General features: G+C 62.0%; 15 protein-coding genes. 8 read left to right on the top strand and 7 right to left on the bottom strand.

The annotated features are described in order from the left end of the window. The first annotated feature begins 22 nt into the window (after window positions 1–22). The 5 genes from I41_RS20585 (at window position 23) to I41_RS20565 (ending at window position 7,192) form a co-directional block, all read left to right on the top strand. On the top strand, window positions 23–880 hold the full coding sequence (locus I41_RS20585; RefSeq protein ID WP_145429803.1) for a transposase: 858 nt from the start codon (window positions 23–25) through the stop codon (window positions 878–880). A 391-nt stretch (window positions 881–1,271) separates the two neighbouring features. Continuing rightward, window positions 1,272–2,963, top strand: a complete 1,692-nt coding sequence (locus I41_RS20580; protein WP_145434795.1) for a DUF7453 family protein — start codon at window positions 1,272–1,274, stop codon at window positions 2,961–2,963. A gap of 548 nt (window positions 2,964–3,511) precedes the next feature. Further along, a complete protein-coding gene (locus I41_RS20575; RefSeq protein ID WP_145434794.1) occupies window positions 3,512–3,733 on the top strand; it encodes a hypothetical protein in 222 nt (73 codons plus the stop codon). A gap of 2 nt (window positions 3,734–3,735) precedes the next feature. After that, entirely contained in the window at window positions 3,736–3,960 is a 225-nt protein-coding gene (locus I41_RS20570; RefSeq protein ID WP_145434793.1) for a hypothetical protein, read from the top strand. 973 nt (window positions 3,961–4,933) lie between these two features. Continuing rightward, window positions 4,934–7,192: a lectin-like protein gene (locus I41_RS20565; protein WP_168207053.1), complete on the top strand. Its 2,259-nt coding sequence runs from the start codon at window positions 4,934–4,936 to the stop codon at window positions 7,190–7,192. Between the two features lie 65 nt (window positions 7,193–7,257). Here I41_RS20565 and I41_RS28780 read toward each other — a convergent pair whose 3' ends face one another. The 3 genes from I41_RS28780 to I41_RS20550 all read right to left on the bottom strand — a co-directional run bounded on the left by I41_RS28780 (window position 7,258) and on the right by I41_RS20550 (window position 10,335). Further along, on the bottom strand, window positions 7,258–7,596 hold the full coding sequence (locus I41_RS28780; protein WP_145434791.1) for a helix-turn-helix domain-containing protein: 339 nt from the start codon (window positions 7,594–7,596) through the stop codon (window positions 7,258–7,260). A gap of 10 nt (window positions 7,597–7,606) precedes the next feature. Further along, on the bottom strand, window positions 7,607–8,092 hold the full coding sequence (locus tag I41_RS20555; protein ID WP_145434790.1) for a DUF2975 domain-containing protein: 486 nt from the start codon (window positions 8,090–8,092) through the stop codon (window positions 7,607–7,609). Between the two features lie 368 nt (window positions 8,093–8,460). Then, complete coding sequence (locus I41_RS20550) at window positions 8,461–10,335, bottom strand: DUF4139 domain-containing protein (protein ID WP_145434789.1); 1,875 nt, start codon at window positions 10,333–10,335, stop codon at window positions 8,461–8,463. Window positions 10,336–10,556: 221 nt separating this feature from the next. Here I41_RS20550 and I41_RS20545 point away from each other — a divergent pair, with 221 nt between their 5' ends. From I41_RS20545 to I41_RS20535, 3 genes are all read left to right on the top strand, one after another. Beyond that, window positions 10,557–11,324 (top strand): DUF2817 domain-containing protein, encoded by a 768-nt coding sequence (locus I41_RS20545; RefSeq protein ID WP_145434788.1) that lies wholly within the window; start codon window positions 10,557–10,559, stop codon window positions 11,322–11,324. 221 nt (window positions 11,325–11,545) lie between these two features. Continuing rightward, window positions 11,546–12,352, top strand: coding sequence for a serine hydrolase (locus I41_RS20540; protein WP_210421014.1), 807 nt, complete (start codon window positions 11,546–11,548; stop codon window positions 12,350–12,352). 125 nt (window positions 12,353–12,477) lie between these two features. Next, on the top strand, window positions 12,478–14,070 hold the full coding sequence (locus I41_RS20535; protein ID WP_145434786.1) for an amidophosphoribosyltransferase: 1,593 nt from the start codon (window positions 12,478–12,480) through the stop codon (window positions 14,068–14,070). Window positions 14,071–14,180: 110 nt separating this feature from the next. Here I41_RS20535 and trmB read toward each other — a convergent pair whose 3' ends face one another. From trmB to I41_RS20520, 4 genes are all read right to left on the bottom strand, one after another. Next, entirely contained in the window at window positions 14,181–14,822 is a 642-nt protein-coding gene (trmB, locus tag I41_RS20530; protein ID WP_145434785.1) for a tRNA (guanosine(46)-N7)-methyltransferase TrmB, read from the bottom strand. 186 nt (window positions 14,823–15,008) lie between these two features. Further along, window positions 15,009–15,524, bottom strand: a complete 516-nt coding sequence (locus I41_RS20525) for a 3-hydroxyacyl-ACP dehydratase FabZ family protein (RefSeq protein WP_145434784.1) — start codon at window positions 15,522–15,524, stop codon at window positions 15,009–15,011. A 201-nt stretch (window positions 15,525–15,725) separates the two neighbouring features. Further along, on the bottom strand, window positions 15,726–15,824 hold the full coding sequence (locus I41_RS28670) for a 50S ribosomal protein bL37 (RefSeq protein WP_369299135.1): 99 nt from the start codon (window positions 15,822–15,824) through the stop codon (window positions 15,726–15,728). 155 nt (window positions 15,825–15,979) lie between these two features. Continuing rightward, on the bottom strand, window positions 15,980–16,957 hold the full coding sequence (locus tag I41_RS20520) for a hypothetical protein (RefSeq protein ID WP_145434783.1): 978 nt from the start codon (window positions 16,955–16,957) through the stop codon (window positions 15,980–15,982). Window positions 16,958–17,036: the final 79 nt, after the last annotated feature.

Below are 17,036 nucleotides of genomic sequence, written 5' to 3'. Positions count from 1 at the left end.
ACACGTTTCTAGGAGGTGAGCCATGGAACGCGAACTCTGGAGCGTACTATACCGTTTGACTCGGCGGTTATGCAGCGATCGTTCGGGACACGTCTATTCGGTCAGTTGGATCGTCGGCGTCTATCTCTGGGCGGTGATCCACGATCGACCGGTGAGTTGGGCGTGTCGGCCGGAGAATTGGCCGTCGTCATGGCAGGTGCGGCTGCCGAGCCAATCGACGGCGAGCCGTCGTCTCCGCACGGCGGCGGCCGTGGAACTGATCGAGCGGTTGAGGAAGCGTTGCTGGCAGGGCCCGCACCCGCCGGAGGTGAGCTTCCTCGACGGTAAGCCGTTGCCGGTAGGAGGCTTCAGCAAGGATCCCGACGCCACGCGCGGGCATGGCGTCGGCGGCCCGGCCCGCGGCTACAAGCTGCACGCCGTCTGGACGATCGATGCGCTCGTGGCGTGCGAAATCCAGCCGCTCAACGTGAGCGAACAGACGGTCGCCCGGCGACTCTTGCCGCAAGTCGGCGGAGGCTGCGTCCTGGCCGACGGCAACTACGACAGCAACCCGCTGCACGAGATCGCCGCACGGTCGGGCGTGACGTTGATCGCTCCGCAGCGTCGCGCGGGACGAGCGCTGGGCCACCGCCGCCACAGCATCGGCCGCTTGCAGTCGATCGAACTGCTGACGACCGCCGATGGCCAAGCACTCTTCAAGCAGCGGACGTACATCGAGCAACGCTTCGCTCAACTCACCAATTTCGGCGGCGGGCTCGGACCACTCCCCAACTGGGTGAGGCGACTGCCGCGCGTCACCCTCTGGGTGAACGCCAAACTCTGCATCCAGGCCGCTAGAAACCACTTGCGACGAGGAAACGATCTGATGGCGTTTGCATAATGTTGCGGAGCCGGGGGCTGGAGAAGGCGACTGCGGTCGGCGGCGTAGCCTGGGAAGCGAGGCGCTCCCCGTGGATGGCGGCGGGCTACGGCGATCTCGCAGTATATGGACATGCGATCACTATAGCGAATTGGGTGGCCAATTTCTAGACGGCACTTGTGGCCACGACGCCGCCTAGGTCCATCTGCCAGTCTGCTATCGAGTAAGCGGTAGATGCGTTCCAAATTTTCCCGCCGGCAGATCCCCGCGGGTTCCGGCGAAATTGCCCAGAAGTCGCGAATTCTCGCTATTCGTAGCATTTTGTTGCGATATTGCTTACGACAAGATACCGTACTAGCAGGAATTTCGCTGGAACCGAATTCTCACCTAATCTTAAAGAGGAGGGGGGCTCATGAGTCGCTCTACGCAATGCGCTCTACTGGTGAGTACTGTTCTATGTTGCAGTTCAGTCCAAGCGGCAGTCAACTTTCGGACGGTCGCACTCAGCGGCCAAACAGCTCCGGACGGATCGAACGCCGTACTCGGGACGTTCAGTACCCCGCTCCTGAACAACGCAGGCGAGACGACGTTCCAAGCCAAATTCGCAACCAACATCGGCACGGCAACGACAAGCACCGATACAGCGATATGGTTTGAACACAATTCCAATCTTGTCTTGGCAGCGCGCGAGGGAACTCAGGCGCCGGGCGCTCCGCTGGGAGCGACATTCTCCGAGACTTTTCGTTTGACAGGCTTTAACAGCGCGAGTCAGTTTGCATTTCAAGGAACCTTGTCCAGCGGAGCCGGCGGCGTCAGCGGTACGAACAACGACGGCATTTGGACGAATGTCGGAGGGGCGGTCAGTTTGCTTGCCAGAGAAGGTGCGCTCGCATCTGGGGCGGGTGGTGCGAGTTTCGGTCCCTTAGAGTTTCCGCGTCTCAATGAGGCGGGAGAGATCGTCTTCAAGGGAAGTTTAGCCGCAGGCGCCGCCGCAAACAGCAACGAGGGGATCTGGGCATTTCGCAACGGCGCGCTCGAGCTCGTTGCACGAGAAGGCCAACCGGCGCCCGGAGCGCCCGCTGGCACGCACTTCGGCGGCAGCAATCTAGATTTGACTTCATTTTCGCCGCCATTAATTAGCGACGACGGCTCCATCTTGTTCGCCGCCAATTTTGGCGTCGGGGCGATTTCCACGGATCGTGGGATTTGGTCGGACCGCGAGGGAAGTCTCGACTTGGTTTTGCGTACTGGGGATCAAGCTCCAGGAACGCCGGCAGGAACGAAGATTGCATTTATCATCGATTCATCTCGAATCAACGGGCTAGGGCAACTCGCAGGGTACTGGCAACTGTCAGGGGGCGACGTTATCGACAATGTCAACGAGCGAGGGATTTGGGCGGAAGGAAACGGCCCTCTGGAGCTCGTTGCACGCAGCGGAGACCCAGCTCCGGGCACGGCGACTGGAATTGTGTTCGACTTCCTGAGCCCTCCCAGCTTCAACGACGCCGGAAAGTCGGCGTTCTATGCAAACCTTCGCGGCTCGAACGCCGAGTTGAACAGCAACAACAATGAAGGGATCTGGACGAACCGTTCAGGCGGATTGTCGCTCGTGATGCGCGAAGGAGATCAAGCCCCGGGCCTCCCTGCAGGAGCCGTGTTTTCATTTAATCTCGTTAGCGCGAGGCCGCAGCACAATAATCTCGGACAGATCAAATTCCCTGGATTTCTGCGTTCTGGCGCTGGTGGCGTGACGACCGATAACGACGGCGCCCTCTGGGTGACGGACACGAGCGGAGCGTTGCAGCTTATCGTCCGCGAAGGAAACTCATTCACGGTGGCGCCAGGCGACGTTCGGACAGTCATGAGCATCGGCCCCAACGGCCTTGGCGAGTCTTCGGAACTCAACGACGACGGCACGTTGGCTTTCGTGCTCAAGTTCACCGACGGAAGCCAGGGGGTATTCACGGCGAAGGTAGGGGTTCCGGAGCCGACTTCATTCGCCATGACGATGCTCGCGATTTATTCGCTCGTCGGAATCTGCAACCGCCGCACGAAGCGAAATTTGTGCAACGCCTGCAGCGTTGGGGATGCGTTTGGTGGATGATTGCCCAGGGTAGATCGCTGGCGCGATCAACCCTGGGCTGGTTGATGCAACGCCGTGGGCGTTGGGGGGGCAGGTAAGTGCAATGCTGATCGTGGGCGCGGGGATGGCGTTGTGCGCCGCGATGTCTCACGGAGTGGAAGCCGACCCCCGGGCGGAGCCCGGGGCTACAGCGGATGATGCAACGCAGTGGACGTTGGCGAGGTGGCGACGAAGCGGTTTTTTGGCGCCTTGCCTCTTGCGGCTGCGCCGCCCTGGTAGACGGGTACGCCAACTAGGGCTATCCGCTTGCGCAATCTCCCGCTAACGACAAAGCCGGTGGATTTCTCCACTGGGCCCAGCGTTTGTTACACTTGGCTGATGCGTCTGTCTCTTCGCTTCCTGTTGTTCTACCTCGTCCCATTCGTTGCAGGGCTGGGCGCTACTTGGGTACTTGCTGATTCAATCGACGTATCTGAGCACTACGACACCCAGGAGCAGCCGATCGTTCGCAACGTTCTCCGCTTAATGTTTGCATCGGTATTCACGGGATTATGGCTCGTCGGCACGTTATGTTTCTTCCTGGCACGCCGCGTGATCTGCAAATGGCGAGCGGAGTGACCATGCGTTTCAATGTGCGGAAGGCGTTGATCCTGACAGCACTCGTTGCTGCGGTGCTGGCGATGCTCTCCAAGGTAGTGGCTAGCACCGATGCCGCACGTCCGTTGCTACTGTTCGCATTCCTGTTCGTCGCTGCAATCGCTTGGGTCTATGAGTTCGCCCGAACTAAGTGAACATGCGATTCAGCCTTCCATTTGTGCTATTCGTGCTCATCCCGTACGTTGCCGTCTGCGCATGGATCAGCGGCTGTTCCATGCCCGGAGCCGACTGGACCGACCGTGCCACCATCATCTGCATCTTCTCGGTGATGCTCGCTCACGTCCTCGGGTTGAAGTTCACCTACCGGAAGAGTTGCGAGGCCCATCGCGAACGCTTGTCTCGTCCCCAGGATATCCCCTGATGCCTCGTATCCTGCGTTGTCCCACCGGTCGGCGGGCGGGATGACCTCGGCGGTGCTCCGCCGCAGCCATGGGCAGCAGCGTGAATCGCGATGCCTAGTCGGCAGTTCTGCGTACTCACGGCTGGGGGCGAAGCGAATGCCACGCGGCTTGCCGTGAGCTTTGGGGGCTCGCTCGCCTGGCGGTGAGCTGAGCCAGTTGTTGGGCTCATCCTCAACCCTGGCGCATGGCGGGCAGCAACGCCTCAGCGCTGGACGTGCGTCGCGAGCAAAGACTCACACAATTAATTGACATCTTTTTCGCTGAAGAGCAAAGGATCATACGATCGATTGATTCTCTTTGCGGCGAACGAATGCAGCACTGCTGATTCTCGGGGCACTTACGCGATGGCGACGTCTTCGCCGCTGATGCCGCCGGCGCCCTCAATAAATAAAGTGCGCGCGCAACATTTGACAAGCCCTTACGACGGAACTAAACTCCGGACCGTTTGAGTCGTTGTTGATCATCTTTGAGTCGCCGTGAACCAGTGTGGATCAAGCGACTAGCCCCTCATCGATCGACGAGTAGCCAAGTAGCGTGGACTTGAGCGCTGCGTAGCGTTGGCGCCGAACTTGCCAAGAGTTTACTTTTCCCAAGCTGCGTGCGGATGGCCGCGCATCGGTGCACTTCCTCGCGCGCGTCGCTGCGCCTGAACTTGGTCTACGTCCAAACGATTGCGTCTAAACATTGACCGGCATCGCTGCCCCGGCAGAGTTCCGGGCGTAAATACGGATATAGAAGTCCCAAAAAGTATCGGGTGGGAATGCGGACCTGAGCCCTTACGGCGGCGGGGCAGACGCCGACGTCTTGTCAGTTGGTCGGCGGCGCAGCGCGTCGAAGCTGTCCTCACGCATGGCGGTTTCGTTCGCGCTGGTTCAGTGGGGGGCGTTCGCATCTCGCCTCTTTTCACTGCTTCAGCTTCAGGAGATTTCAGAAATGTTATTGAGACATTCCGAATTGCGGAACCGTAAGCGGACGCAAGTCGCGGCCGCTGTGACGCTTGGGTTAGGCCTTTGCGGGCTGGTCGACCAAGCAGATGCAGGAGGCTTGTTCAGCGGGCAGTTCGGGACGGGAAACACCTGGAACGTCTATGAACGGATTGAAGCCGTGCTAACTTTCGAGGAGGCGTGGCAGTACGCGCTGAAAGCGCCGAATCCCACCGGCGGCCCTGGCACGGGTCATCTCGTCGTGATGGGCAGCGCGGCGGAAAATGCCTTCGTCAACGCCAACGCCCCGGGCGATCGCTGGATCGGCTTAACCGATCGTTTTGGCCTCGCGCCGGGCGCCACGGAGTCGAATGATACGGCCGATAAACTCACCATGGGCTGGGCGTGGGCCAACGGCGAGCCGTTCACCTATCAGAACTGGAACCCCGGGGAACCAAATGACGCCGGCGGCGAGGACGCCGGGCAAATGGTGTCGAACGGCGGGTGGAACGACAATGGCAGCGGCTACGACGCCGACCAACCGGCCGTCGACCCGAACGGTCGCTCGGACGGAGAAGGTCAAGCGGCGTTTGGCTATGCGATCGAATGGGATACCAATCTGGCGACCCAGCCATCGCTGCCGCCGTCACGGCCGAATCCGCATGCGTTGACGCGCGTGTTTCCGTCGCCGCTCACTCGACTGCCCGGCCCGAATGGGACGGCCAGCGCGTTTGGCGTGCGGGAAGTCCGCGACGTCGGCGGGGTGAAGAATGCGCGCGCGGGCGTCGCGCAGATTGCCTCGGGCGTCGGCACCCTGGTCGACGGCACGGCTCCGCGCATCGACCTTCGCGATCCTGAGACCAACGGCGGCAACACGGGCGCGGTGACTGGAACCGAATTGCCCTTCCTTTCCCATGTCGCGGGCGTCGAGGACAACGACGTTCAGACGGTGATCAAGGGGACGTTCCAAGTCCCGGCCGGCCAGGGAGGACTTTATACGTTCAACGCGCACAGCGACGACGGCTTCGCCATGCGAATTCTGTCGCAGTCGACGCCATCGAGCCCGCTGGTTCAGCACAAGTTCGCCGACGCAAAGAATGGTTACGTCGACGAAGACGGCTCGCTGGTTTACATGACGCCGACCGGCGACAGCAATACGCAGGGGATCATCAACCTTGCTCCCGGCACGTACGACGTCGAATTCACGTCGTATGAAAACGGCGGCGGCGCGTACTGGGAACTGAGCACGGCGCGGGGCGATTTCGTCAACCCGACGCCGAACGTCTCGGCCCAGTACATTCTGCTGGGTGATCCCTCGAGCAAAGCGCAGTCGGGAGCCTCGCAGCCGGTACGCATGGTTGGCAACGCCACGGTGGACAACTATTCCGGTGCGACCGCCGACATTCCCGACGCGATCGCTCAGTCGCAGTTCATCACGCCAAGTGCGACGGGGTCGTTCAACGAGGTGATTCTGTCGGACGGCGGACCGGCCGATATTTGCTGCGGCCGCCCCGGCGCGAATCTGCCGGCAGCCCAAGTCAATAAGTTTCCGATTGTCACCAATCCGGACTTTCCTGACTTCTGGACCAAAGTGAACGGGACCTTCGAAGTGCTCAACACCGACGGATTGCCGGGCGAGACGTTGACGTTCTCGCTGCAGTCCGACGACAACTCGGCGTTCCATATCATTGGACAGGACTTCACGGGCGTCTCCGACTTCAATGGCGACGACGACGCCACGCTCACGGACCTCGATGGCAGCGGCGACTTGTGGTTCTCGGCCGACATCGGCAATACGGGCAACGTCAACTCGTTTGGCAAAATCACCCTGCCCGAAGGGACCTACTCGTTTGAAGCCTTCCACAGACAAGGCACTGGCGATGCCGGACTTGAGGTGTGGGCGGCGGCCGGCGACTACCTGGCGACGGGCTTCGACGCCGCGAAGTTTTTCCCGCTGTCGGCGGAGAGTTTGCCGGGGAATACGTTGGCGGCCAATACAGGCTTGGCGTTGGTCGCCGGTCCGGGCGCCGGGCCGACGACGGTCGGCGGCGATTTTAACCTCGATGGAAAAGTCGACGGCGCCGACTTCTTGGTCTGGCAGCGCGGGGGCTCGCCGAATCCATTGAGCCCGGCCGATCTCGCAACCTGGAAAGGAAGCTATGGGTCGGCGACGCCGGTGGTCGGCGCGGTTCCGGAGCCTGCTTCGATCGGTCTGGCGCTGGCTGCGGCGGGGCTCGTGGCGGGATGCGCACGCCGTCGTCGGAGTTAAGGTTACTACGGAATGACCGGGGCAACTCGTTCGAAGGATGTACTGGCCTGCCGCTGGGCGATTGCTCAGCGGCAGGCCAGCTGTTTTGGCCGCATCGCTGGCGTAATGCCTGGAAATACGGGCGACTTGCGGGCGTTGGTTGATGCAGGGGGGTTACCAACGGCTCCCTGGCACGATGCCAACGGCGCTCCATGCGATAAGCAAGTGCTACTGGCCAAGATCTCTCCCGGTTGGCGCCGGAGCGCTTGGCAGATGGCTTCGAGCGTGGAGAGGCGGATGGCCTTGGCTTCGCCGTTTTTCAGGATCGAGATGTTGGCAATGGTGATGCAGACGCGGTCGGCGAGTTCGGTGACGCTCATCTTGCGCTTCGCTAGCATGACGTCGATGTTGATGATGATGGCCATGCTGGACTCGTCAAACGGTTAAATCGTTCTCGGCTTTAAGCTCCACGGCGTGTTGCAGGATCCGTTCCAGCATGGCGGCAACGACGGCGACGACGATCGACGGGAAAATGATCAGGATTCCCAAAAAAATCGGTACTCCAGGATTGTCGCTGTCGCCGTTGTCCATGAGCAGAATCCAGGTTGCCTCGACGAGGACAAAACCAACGATGGCGAGCGCGCAGTATCTGATGATTCGCAGCGCTTTCACGACTTGCGGGGAGAAGACTTCATTTCTTCCGACGCGTCCCAACGCCAGGAAGGCCTGATAGAGCGCGACGAAGAACGGAATAGAGCCCGCGTAGACCAGCGCCAAAAATGGATCTTGGAAGTAAATTTCCAAGAGCGTGGCGTTCTGGTTCACCCCCTCGACCTGAGGTTCCCATAGCAGGAAAGCCAGCGCGGCGAGGCCCAGGAGGACGACGACGATCTGCAGAAACGTGGTTGCGCTTCGTTTCACGGGCTGCCCTCGTTGGACCGTCGGCGCCACGGCGCGGTTCGGGCGGGCCTGCTGGATGCAGTTTCCTTGAGCTAGTGAAGCTAACTGGAAATTTATCGTTTGGCAATAAATGTTTATTGTTTAAGTGGCAGTGGGTCGACTGGTCGTTGGAACCGAGTTCCCGCACTTGCTAGGCGATGTCCCGATCTACCCGTTGGCCTAGCGACAACGGGGGTTCGGCCCACCTTCTCGGAGGTCGATGCAACGTCGCAGCGTAAAGGGCGGCGCCTATTGGACAGTTCGGCATGCTGGCTCGGCGCCTCGATTTTGACCGGTCCCCGGCTTGACGAGCCGGGGACCGAGGCGGGCCTCTGTCGAGTTAGGCTGACCTACCGCTTCTGCCGATCTCGCTGCAGCTGTTCGAACTCCTGCTGCTGGACTTCCTTCGTCGACGGCAGAGACACGACGACCTTGCGATCGTACTCGACGCCGTAGTCGTAGGTGATCAACCGGGCCGATTCGCCGGCGGCGTCGGCCGCCACGTCGACGTCCCAGCGCAGAATGCCCATCGGCTTCTCCTCGCGGGCGTAGAGGGTATCTTCGCTCAGCTTGTCGCTCGTCTTGCCGAGCGTGACGCGGATGTCAGCGCCGTTCTCGGCGTGGGGGAGGCGGTCGATCACGCGCACCGGCGTCGGCTCGTTGCCGAAGTTCTCAACCACCAGACGATATTCGAAGCGGGTCTCGCGGTTGCCTCCTTGGGTGCCGTCGGTCTTGTTGACCAGCTCGCGACGAGCACGCAGCTGCGCGTCGGCGCCGAAGCCGACGACGAAGCGTTCGCCGCGCGCCACGGTCGGCAGTTCGCCCTGGCCGACGAAGCGGCCGTCGAGGTAAGCGGTCATGGGACCGGCAAGCAGATCGTGGTCGCTGGTGTTCTTGAGTTCGGCCTCGCGATAGACGTGCGGCGTCAGGACCGGCACGGCGACGTGATAGAACTGGCTGTCAACCGCGGCCTGCATGATGCGCACCATTTGCTGATCGGTGCGGCTGGCGAGACTGACGCCCCGGCCGAGCGAATAGCTAATGCTTGGCCCGCCGCCATCGTCGAACGACTCGCTCCGCAACTCGCTCAACGAGCAGCCAAGCTCCAGCAATTGATACGAGCTGGCGACGTCGTTCAAGCTCCAGCTGAAGCGGTTGACGTCGGCGAAGTTTCCAGCGTTGCCGATCGCCTGGCTCATTTCCGATCGCTGCGCTCGAAGTCCGGAGATGCGGCCTTGCACTGCGCTCTTCGAGGCATTCTGCATGGGAATCGAAAAATTCAGCTCGCCCGACTCGGGTCCGTTAGCCGCAACGATTGCAGCCACTTGATCGCCGCTGGCCAGCATCACGTGAAGGGGCGCCAGGCCCGGGCCGGCGGCGCTGAGCGTCGGCGAGGCGGTCGAGAGGGTTAACTCAACGTCGTTCCAATCCTCGCCGGAGAGTTGCTGGATGAGCGCGCTGTACTCGACTTGCACGTTGTTGCGATCGGCCGCCGCGCGCATCACGTACGAGGGCGACCAGCCGCAGTTGTTCACCAGGTAGTTAAGACGAACTTCGGCCGGCGCTTCGGCCTTCTTCTGGATGAACAGCACCGCCTCGCGGAGGGTCTGGGACGCCCCGGCGGTGATCTCGGCCCGCTTGCGATTGAGCAGTTCGATCCGCTCGTTCAGCACGCGAGCCTGTTTGGCCAGCTCAACTTCCTCGCTGGCGATCGTTTCGAGCTGCGCAAAGGAGAACGTCGTCATCCGCTCGAGCGCCTCGGCGTCGAGTACTCCGCTGGTCAGATCCGCCTGTGCCGTCGGCGCGACGAAGCCTTCAAGTTTGGCGAGATACTCGGTGCGCTTCACGAGCAGAGCCTGTCGCTTGGTCGTGAGATCGAGTTCTTGCTGAGCAGCGAGAATCTCATCGTCGAGCTTGCGCACTTCTTCGCGCGGTTCTTCGCCGACGGCGCGGGTGCGAAACCGCACGGCGCGAATCTCGACGCCATCGCCCCCCTCGGCGAACAGGCTGTTCGGCACGATCTGCTCGGGAAGCTGGCTGACGACCACCTCCAGCCGTCCGGCGGCGCCTTCGATCGGCACGACGCGCGTGACTTGCGCTTGACCCCGATAGAGCGTGACGGCCGAGACGCGCCCCTCGACCGGTGCGGCCGCGCAGACGGACGCGGTCCACGCCAACGATATCAGACAACCGGCAAACGCCAAGTAACGGACCGAACGAGTCATGAGAGGTGCTCCTGCGTGAATGAGAGAAATCGCTGCGCACGGCGGCTGAGTCGATTCTTAGCCTACGATTGAAGACGCCTGGGCCGCAATGAAGATCGCGTAACGCGTTTGTAACGACGCCCGCCAGAATTGACGCGCCCGCCATGCGCGATGATGATCAACGACGCTGGCGCCAGTTCGATGCGCCTGACGCCGTCTAAGTTCCCGCCGAGGAAGTTTTTATGATTGCTCGCATGCTCCGCGTCGCCGCCTGGTCGCTGGCGCTCGTTTCGCTCGTCGTCGCTCCAGCTACCGTGCGAGCGGAGATTAAGGTCGAGAAGCTAGTCGTCGGCGAAACGATCGGCGGTCGGCCCATCGAATGCAACGTCTATGGCGACGGCAAGGACGTCTTCTGGCTGATCGCGACGATCCACGGCAACGAGGCGGCCGGGACGCCGCTGGCGGCCAAGTTCGTCGAGTGGCTGGAGAAGCACCCGGAGGAAGTGGAGGGGCGCAAGATCGTGATCATGCCGGTGGCGAACCCCGACGGATTTGCGGACAACGTCCGCTTCAATCGGAACGGAGTCGACCTTAACCGCAACTTTCCCGCCGGCAATTGGGGCGCGGCCGACGTCAAGCCGCACGGCGCCACGCCGCTGTCGGAACCCGAGAGTCGCGTGTTGATGCGGGTGCTGTGCCAGTACTTCCCCAATCGCGTCGTGAGCATTCACCAACCCCTTAACTGCGTTGATTGGGACGGCCCCGCCGACAAGATGGCCGAGGCGATGGCGGCCAAATGCAAGTTGCCGCTCGACAAGCTCGGCAGCCGGCCGGGGTCGCTCGGTTCGTTCGTCGGCACGACGCTGGGGCGACCTATCATCACGCTCGAACTCCCCGCCGACGCGGGCATGGATCCCGACGTCTTGTGGAAAGAATACGGCGAAGCGCTGATCGCGGCGCTACGATACCAGCACCAAGAAGAGCCGGCAGGGACCGCTACCGGCAAATAATTCATTAAGACGAGATCTCTCGCAAAGGCGCGAAGGCGCAAAGAAGACCCGGGAAGTACTGCAGGGACGTCATGCTGCGTGCCATTCAGTTCGAGCGATTCGTGGACGATGTCGCTAGGCCTTGGCTTCGCGCCTTTGCGCCTTTGCGTGAGACATTCTTCAGGGCGCTGATTGCTATTGCGGCGTTACTTCAGAGTCAGGCTAGGGCAGGGGAGGGGAACGTGAGCGAGGACGACCGCCAGATGCAAGCCAGGCTCCAAGCGATCGCCGACGGCGTTGACGGAACGTTCGGGCTCGTCGTCGCCGATCTTGCCGGCCAGCATCGGTTCGAGGTCAACGCGGATCGGCAGTTCACTCAGGCCAGTTGCATCAAGACGCCGATTCTGCTGGAGGTCCTGAAGCAGGCTCACGAAGGAAAGCTGCAACTGGCCGACCGCCGCTGGGTCGAGAAACAGGACAAAACCGGCGGCAGCGGCATTCTCGCCGAGCTCGGCGATCGCACCGTCGAGCTCAGCATCGAGGACCTTTGCGTGCTGATGATCGTGATGAGCGACAACACGGCGACGAACATGCTTATCGACCAGATTGGCATGGAGAATGTCACGGCCACCATGGCCTTGCTGGGCTGCGAGCAGACCGTGCTGCGCCGCCGGATGATGGATGCGGCCGCCGCCGCCCGCGGCGAGGAGAATCTCTCGACCCCGGCCGACGCCGCGCGGATCTTGCGGTTGCTGCATGAGGGAACATTCGTCAACCGGGAAGTGAGCAACCACGCGCTCTCGATTCTTCGCAAGTTGAAGTCGGGAGCGATTCGTTCAACCGTCCCGCAAAGCGTTTCTGTGGCGTTCAAGCCGGGCGAGTTGCCGGGGCTGCTGACCGAGTGGGCGCTGGTCGAACTGCCCGAACGTCCTTACATCGTCGTCGTCATGGGGACGTACAATCCGCGATCGAGCACCGACGACGACCTCGACGCCGCGATGAAGCAAGTGGGCAAGGAGGCCTACAAGTTCTTCAAGGGGCGGAAGTAGTCGCGCGTCAACGAACCGCCGGGGCGTTGAGAGAATCGCTCGCTGCGCGTAGAATGACAGCTCTCCGGGGGCGAGACGCCCCGGCTCGCCTGCCTCGGAACAATCAACCCCCACGCCCATCGCGCATGAGCGACGAACTCCACCATGAATGCGGCGTCGTCGCGGTCTATCACCTGGAGGGCGATGAAGTCAGCCCCCTCTGTCCGGTCCAAGGCCCCGACGAAGTCTCGCGGCTGATGCCGCGGATGCTGCTCGACGTGCAGAATCGCGGGCAGCTGTCGACGGGGATGACTTCCTACAATCCCGACCGCGACCAGCTGCTGAAGACGTATCGCAAGCTGGGCACGGTGAGCGAGGCCTTTCGCCTGAACCACAAGGCGAAGGCCGAGAGCATCATGCGGAATTACGCCGGTCGCGCAGCGATTGGCCACGTCCGTTACGCCACCTGCGGCGAGGACGACGTGACCTATGCGCAGCCGTTTGAGCGGCACCATCTGCAAAAGCACAAGTGGTTTAGCTTCGCCTTCAACGGCCAGCTGGCGAACTACGCCGCCCTGCGCGACAAGCTGCTGGCTGAGGACGACCACCACCTCACCCGGCAGAGCGACACCGAGATCATCATGCACGAGATCAGCCGAGAACTGTCGGGCGATCGCCGACCGTCGCTGATCGAAATCATGGCGGCGGTGTCGACGCGTTTCGACGGCGCCTACAGCCTCGCGCTGTTGAACGCTCAGGGCGAAATGCTGATTGCCCGCGATCCGCTCGGCGTCAAACCCATGTGCTACGCCATCGAAGGGCCGCTGCTCGCCGCGGCGAGCGAAAGCGTCGCGCTGCTCAACCTTGGCTTCCAGCCGGAATCGATTCGCTCGCTGGAGGCTGGCGAGGCGATCACCGTGGTCGACAATAAAGTATCGATCGAGCGTTTCACGGAACGGCGTCGCACGGCGCATTGCTTCTTCGAGTGGATCTATTTCGCCAACGTCGCCAGCACGATGGACGACCGCGGCGTCTATCTCTCGCGCAAGGCGCTCGGCGAGGAACTCGCCCGGATGGAGACGATTCCCAAAGGCGACGATTTGATCGTCGTGCCGGTGCCCGACACCAGCAAGGCGGCGGCCGACGCGATGGCCTATTCGCTTGGCGTGCCGAGCGTCGAGGGACTGATCCGCAACCGTTACGCGGGTCGGACCTTCATCGAAGGGGGGGCCGGTCGCGTCGCGAAGGCGGCGGCCAAGTACACGCCGCTGCCGGAGGTTCTGCGCGGCAAGCGCGTGTTGCTCGTGGAAGATTCGATCGTCCGCAGCACGACGATGCGGGTGTTGCTCGACCGCATTCGCGAGGTCGGCGGCGCCAAGGAAATCCATGTCCGCGTCGCGTGCCCGCCGATCATCGCCCCTTGCTTCTACGGCATCGACATGTCGCGGATTCGCGAGCTGTTCGCGCCGCAGTTCGTCGAGAAGGGATTGCCGAGCGAAGAGATGTTCGCGCTGATGGCGGCGGAGCTTGGCGCTGATTCGCTCCGCTACCTGCCGGTCGAGTCGATCTCGCGCGCCGTCGGCAAGCCGGCCGACCAGCTTTGTCGCGCGTGCATCACCGGCGATTACCCGACGCCGTGGGGTCAGAAGCTCTACCAAGTGGCGCTCGACAATTACCACAACCACGCCGAAGCCGACGCCGAGCGCACCTACGAAGCCGCCGCGACGACCGCGGGCTAGGGCTTTTCGTATTTCAGCCCCCGGCTCTGCCGTGGGGTAGCGTTACGCGCGACGATGTCTACCGGGATGGAAACCGACCCCCGGGCGGAGCCCGGGGCTGCAATAGGCGGCTACGACTTCACGAACTCCGACCGATAGACCGGCTCGCCATGCAAGCGCGTGCGGCGTTCAAAATGCGTGCGGAAATCTAGATCGTGCTCCGCACTCTTTTCCGAGACTACCAGCGGACCGACCAGCGGCGTCACTTCAGCGATGAGTGCCAGCGCCGCGTCGAAGTATTCCTTGACGTCGGTCCAAAAATGGAGGCGACCGCCCGGTTCCAGCGTGCGGACGACGTCCGCCAGGAACGACTCGTTCATCACGCGCCGCTTGTGATGGCGGGCCTTCCACCAGGGATCGGGGAAGTACACGTGAATCGCTGCCAGCGAGGCGTCGGGGACTTGCTCGCGAAACATCTTCAAGCCGTCGCCATGCACCGCTACGGCGTTGGCGATGTGCCGCTTCGCCAGCCGATGCCCGATGAATTTTGCGTACTTGTAGGCGATCTCGACGCCGAGAAAGTTTCGCTCCGGCGTTCCTAGGGCGGCGTTCTGCAAGAACAGCCCTTTGCCGCTGCCGAGCTCGATCTCCAGCGGCGCGTCGCGCCCAAAAATCGCCGCCGGGTCCCACGGCGCCGGCAGCGTTTCGACCTTGTAGAAGTGCCGCGACAGGTCGATCGTCTCGTCAATTTTCGGGAGCGCCCGGCGACCCATAGCTTCGACTGCTTTCCAAAGAATTAAACCGCCAAGAACGCCAAGGGAAGAGAATGAAACCGCCGATGAACGCGAATGAACGCAGAGGATAAGAATTGTCTTGTCTTATCTGCGTCTATCAGCGTTCATCGGCGGTTCCAAACTCGTGCATTTCCTTAGCGCACTTGGCGTCCTTGGGGTTTGCCTTTACTTCGCCGCGCCGTTGTCGAAGATATCTGACGGCAAGGCGATGCCGGTCAACTCTCCTTCGCACACCAGCGTCGTCCCGACGAACTCCTGGAACTTGCAAACCACCATGCGACCGCGGCGATATTTCGTCACCTGGACGACGATGGTCAGGCGGTCTCCAGGCCGCACGATGCCGCGGAATTTCACGTTATCGAGTCCGCCAAAGCCGACGACTTCAACGCCGGAGAGGTCGTTCCGCTGGACATGGTACGACAGCACCTGCGCGGCCGCCTCGCACATGATGACGCCGGGCAACAGCGGGAAGGCCGGCATGTGGCCGCTGACCCAGAACTCTTGGTCAGTCAGGTCGCGGTAGCCGACGCAGACGTGACTCTCCAGATCGTCGTAGACGATCGCCGTCAGTTGCTCCATCGCATGGCGCTGCGGAATGTAGCGCCGAATCTCCTCGATGTCGGCAATGACGTTGCTGAAGTCGATCTCGGCGGGATCGACGATCAGTTCTACAGCTGGCACGACGGTCGCTCCTCTTGCCAGTTCGCTTGTCTGGTTGAATCTTTCAACGTGGTTCGCCACCGATAACGGCGCATTGCTGCGGCGCCACTGCCAACGGGCCGTTTCGCCACGAAGCGTGCTGCGCGCCCGCCGCGGGCGGGCGGGGCTACGTGGGCGTTGCGGGGCGGCAGTCCTGGTGAAGGGCTGGCCTCAGGCGGCGGATCAGGTTTTCACCTGCTGGCGACGGTTCTTGCGCGGGCGGCTGCAAGCCGGACGCTTGCCGTGATTAGCTTTCTTGACTTTGCGACCAGGCTTGGCCATCGGACGAACTCCCAAACAAACGGTGTGAGCATGCACGGACAGCCCACACGGCGCCGGCGAAAGCTCGCCATTCTAGCACTCGGCCGGGCGGGCGAAAAGGCAACATAGCCTGGCCGTTCTGTCCAGACGAGCTTTCACCAGGAGCTCGCGGCTGTTTATTCCCGCAAGTCCCAAGCTTCGACCCACTCGACGCCCACCGGCTTTAGCCCAAATTCCTGCTCCAACTGCTCGTCCATTTCCGCCAGGTGGCCGGCCCCGTAGAAAATCGCCACCTGCTTATCTCCCGCCTTGAGGCGTTTCTTCAATACTTCCAGGGCGCGGGCATTGCGGTCGGTGATCAGGGTTGAGCCCTCCGGGCCGGAGAAGCCCGTCATCAGGGCTTCCATTCCTTCAAACTGCTGAGCCATGGCGATCTTCAGCTGCCGGGGCCGATCGTCGGAAAACATTGCCGCGAGGATGTCGAAGTCGGCGTTCACCCCTTCGCTGGCCGCTTTGCTCTGCTGGGCCATCGCCGCGCCTTGCAGCTTGAAATACATCTGCAGGAACCCTTCATCCCGCTTGGCCATCGATTCGACGAACTCGTCGGGCGAGAGGTCGGCGTGCACCATGTTGTCGCGGGTGTAGTCGATCTGTTCCAGTTGATGCTCGACTTCCAGCATCGACTTCATGCCGTTTTGCAACATTCCCAGCGGGTGCGTATTCGGCGTGCCGCGGCCGCGGGGAACTTCCGTTCCCTCCGGCGCCACCAGTTCGTACAGCACCGAGTCATAGCCTTTGAATCGGCGGTTCAGGTCGCGGTAGTACCGCTTGTCAGCGATGTGGACCGCCCCGACCAGATCAACGTATTCACGGTAATCGGCCGCGGGTTGGCCGGGGACGACGTCGGCCACCTTCACATAGCGCACGATGGCCGTTTCCAGGGCGACGGGTTCGTCGTCCTTATCTTTTAGCAGGCGAACCCATTTCTCGCCCAGTTCCGCGGCGTTAGCGTCCGCGGGACTGGTCGATTCCTTCGTGGCCGCTGCCGGCGGGTCGGCCTGGAGCCCCGCTCCGCACCCGAACGCCGCTAGCGGCGCCAGCAGCCAGGCCCACCAAGTTCGTTGGCACAGCGCTGCGAAGATTCGTCGTTTCATGGGGAGTTTTCGCCTCGGGCGCGGCCTTAGGGAGTCGTTCCCAAATTGTTGCTCGCGCTGCGGAAGTATATCCCCGGGG

It is taken from the genome of Lacipirellula limnantheis, assembly GCF_007746075.1.
Classification (GTDB): domain Bacteria; phylum Planctomycetota; class Planctomycetia; order Pirellulales; family Lacipirellulaceae; genus Lacipirellula; species Lacipirellula limnantheis.
Note: the sequence above shows the minus strand (reverse complement) of the source record. Positions and strands in the feature narration are given on the sequence as shown.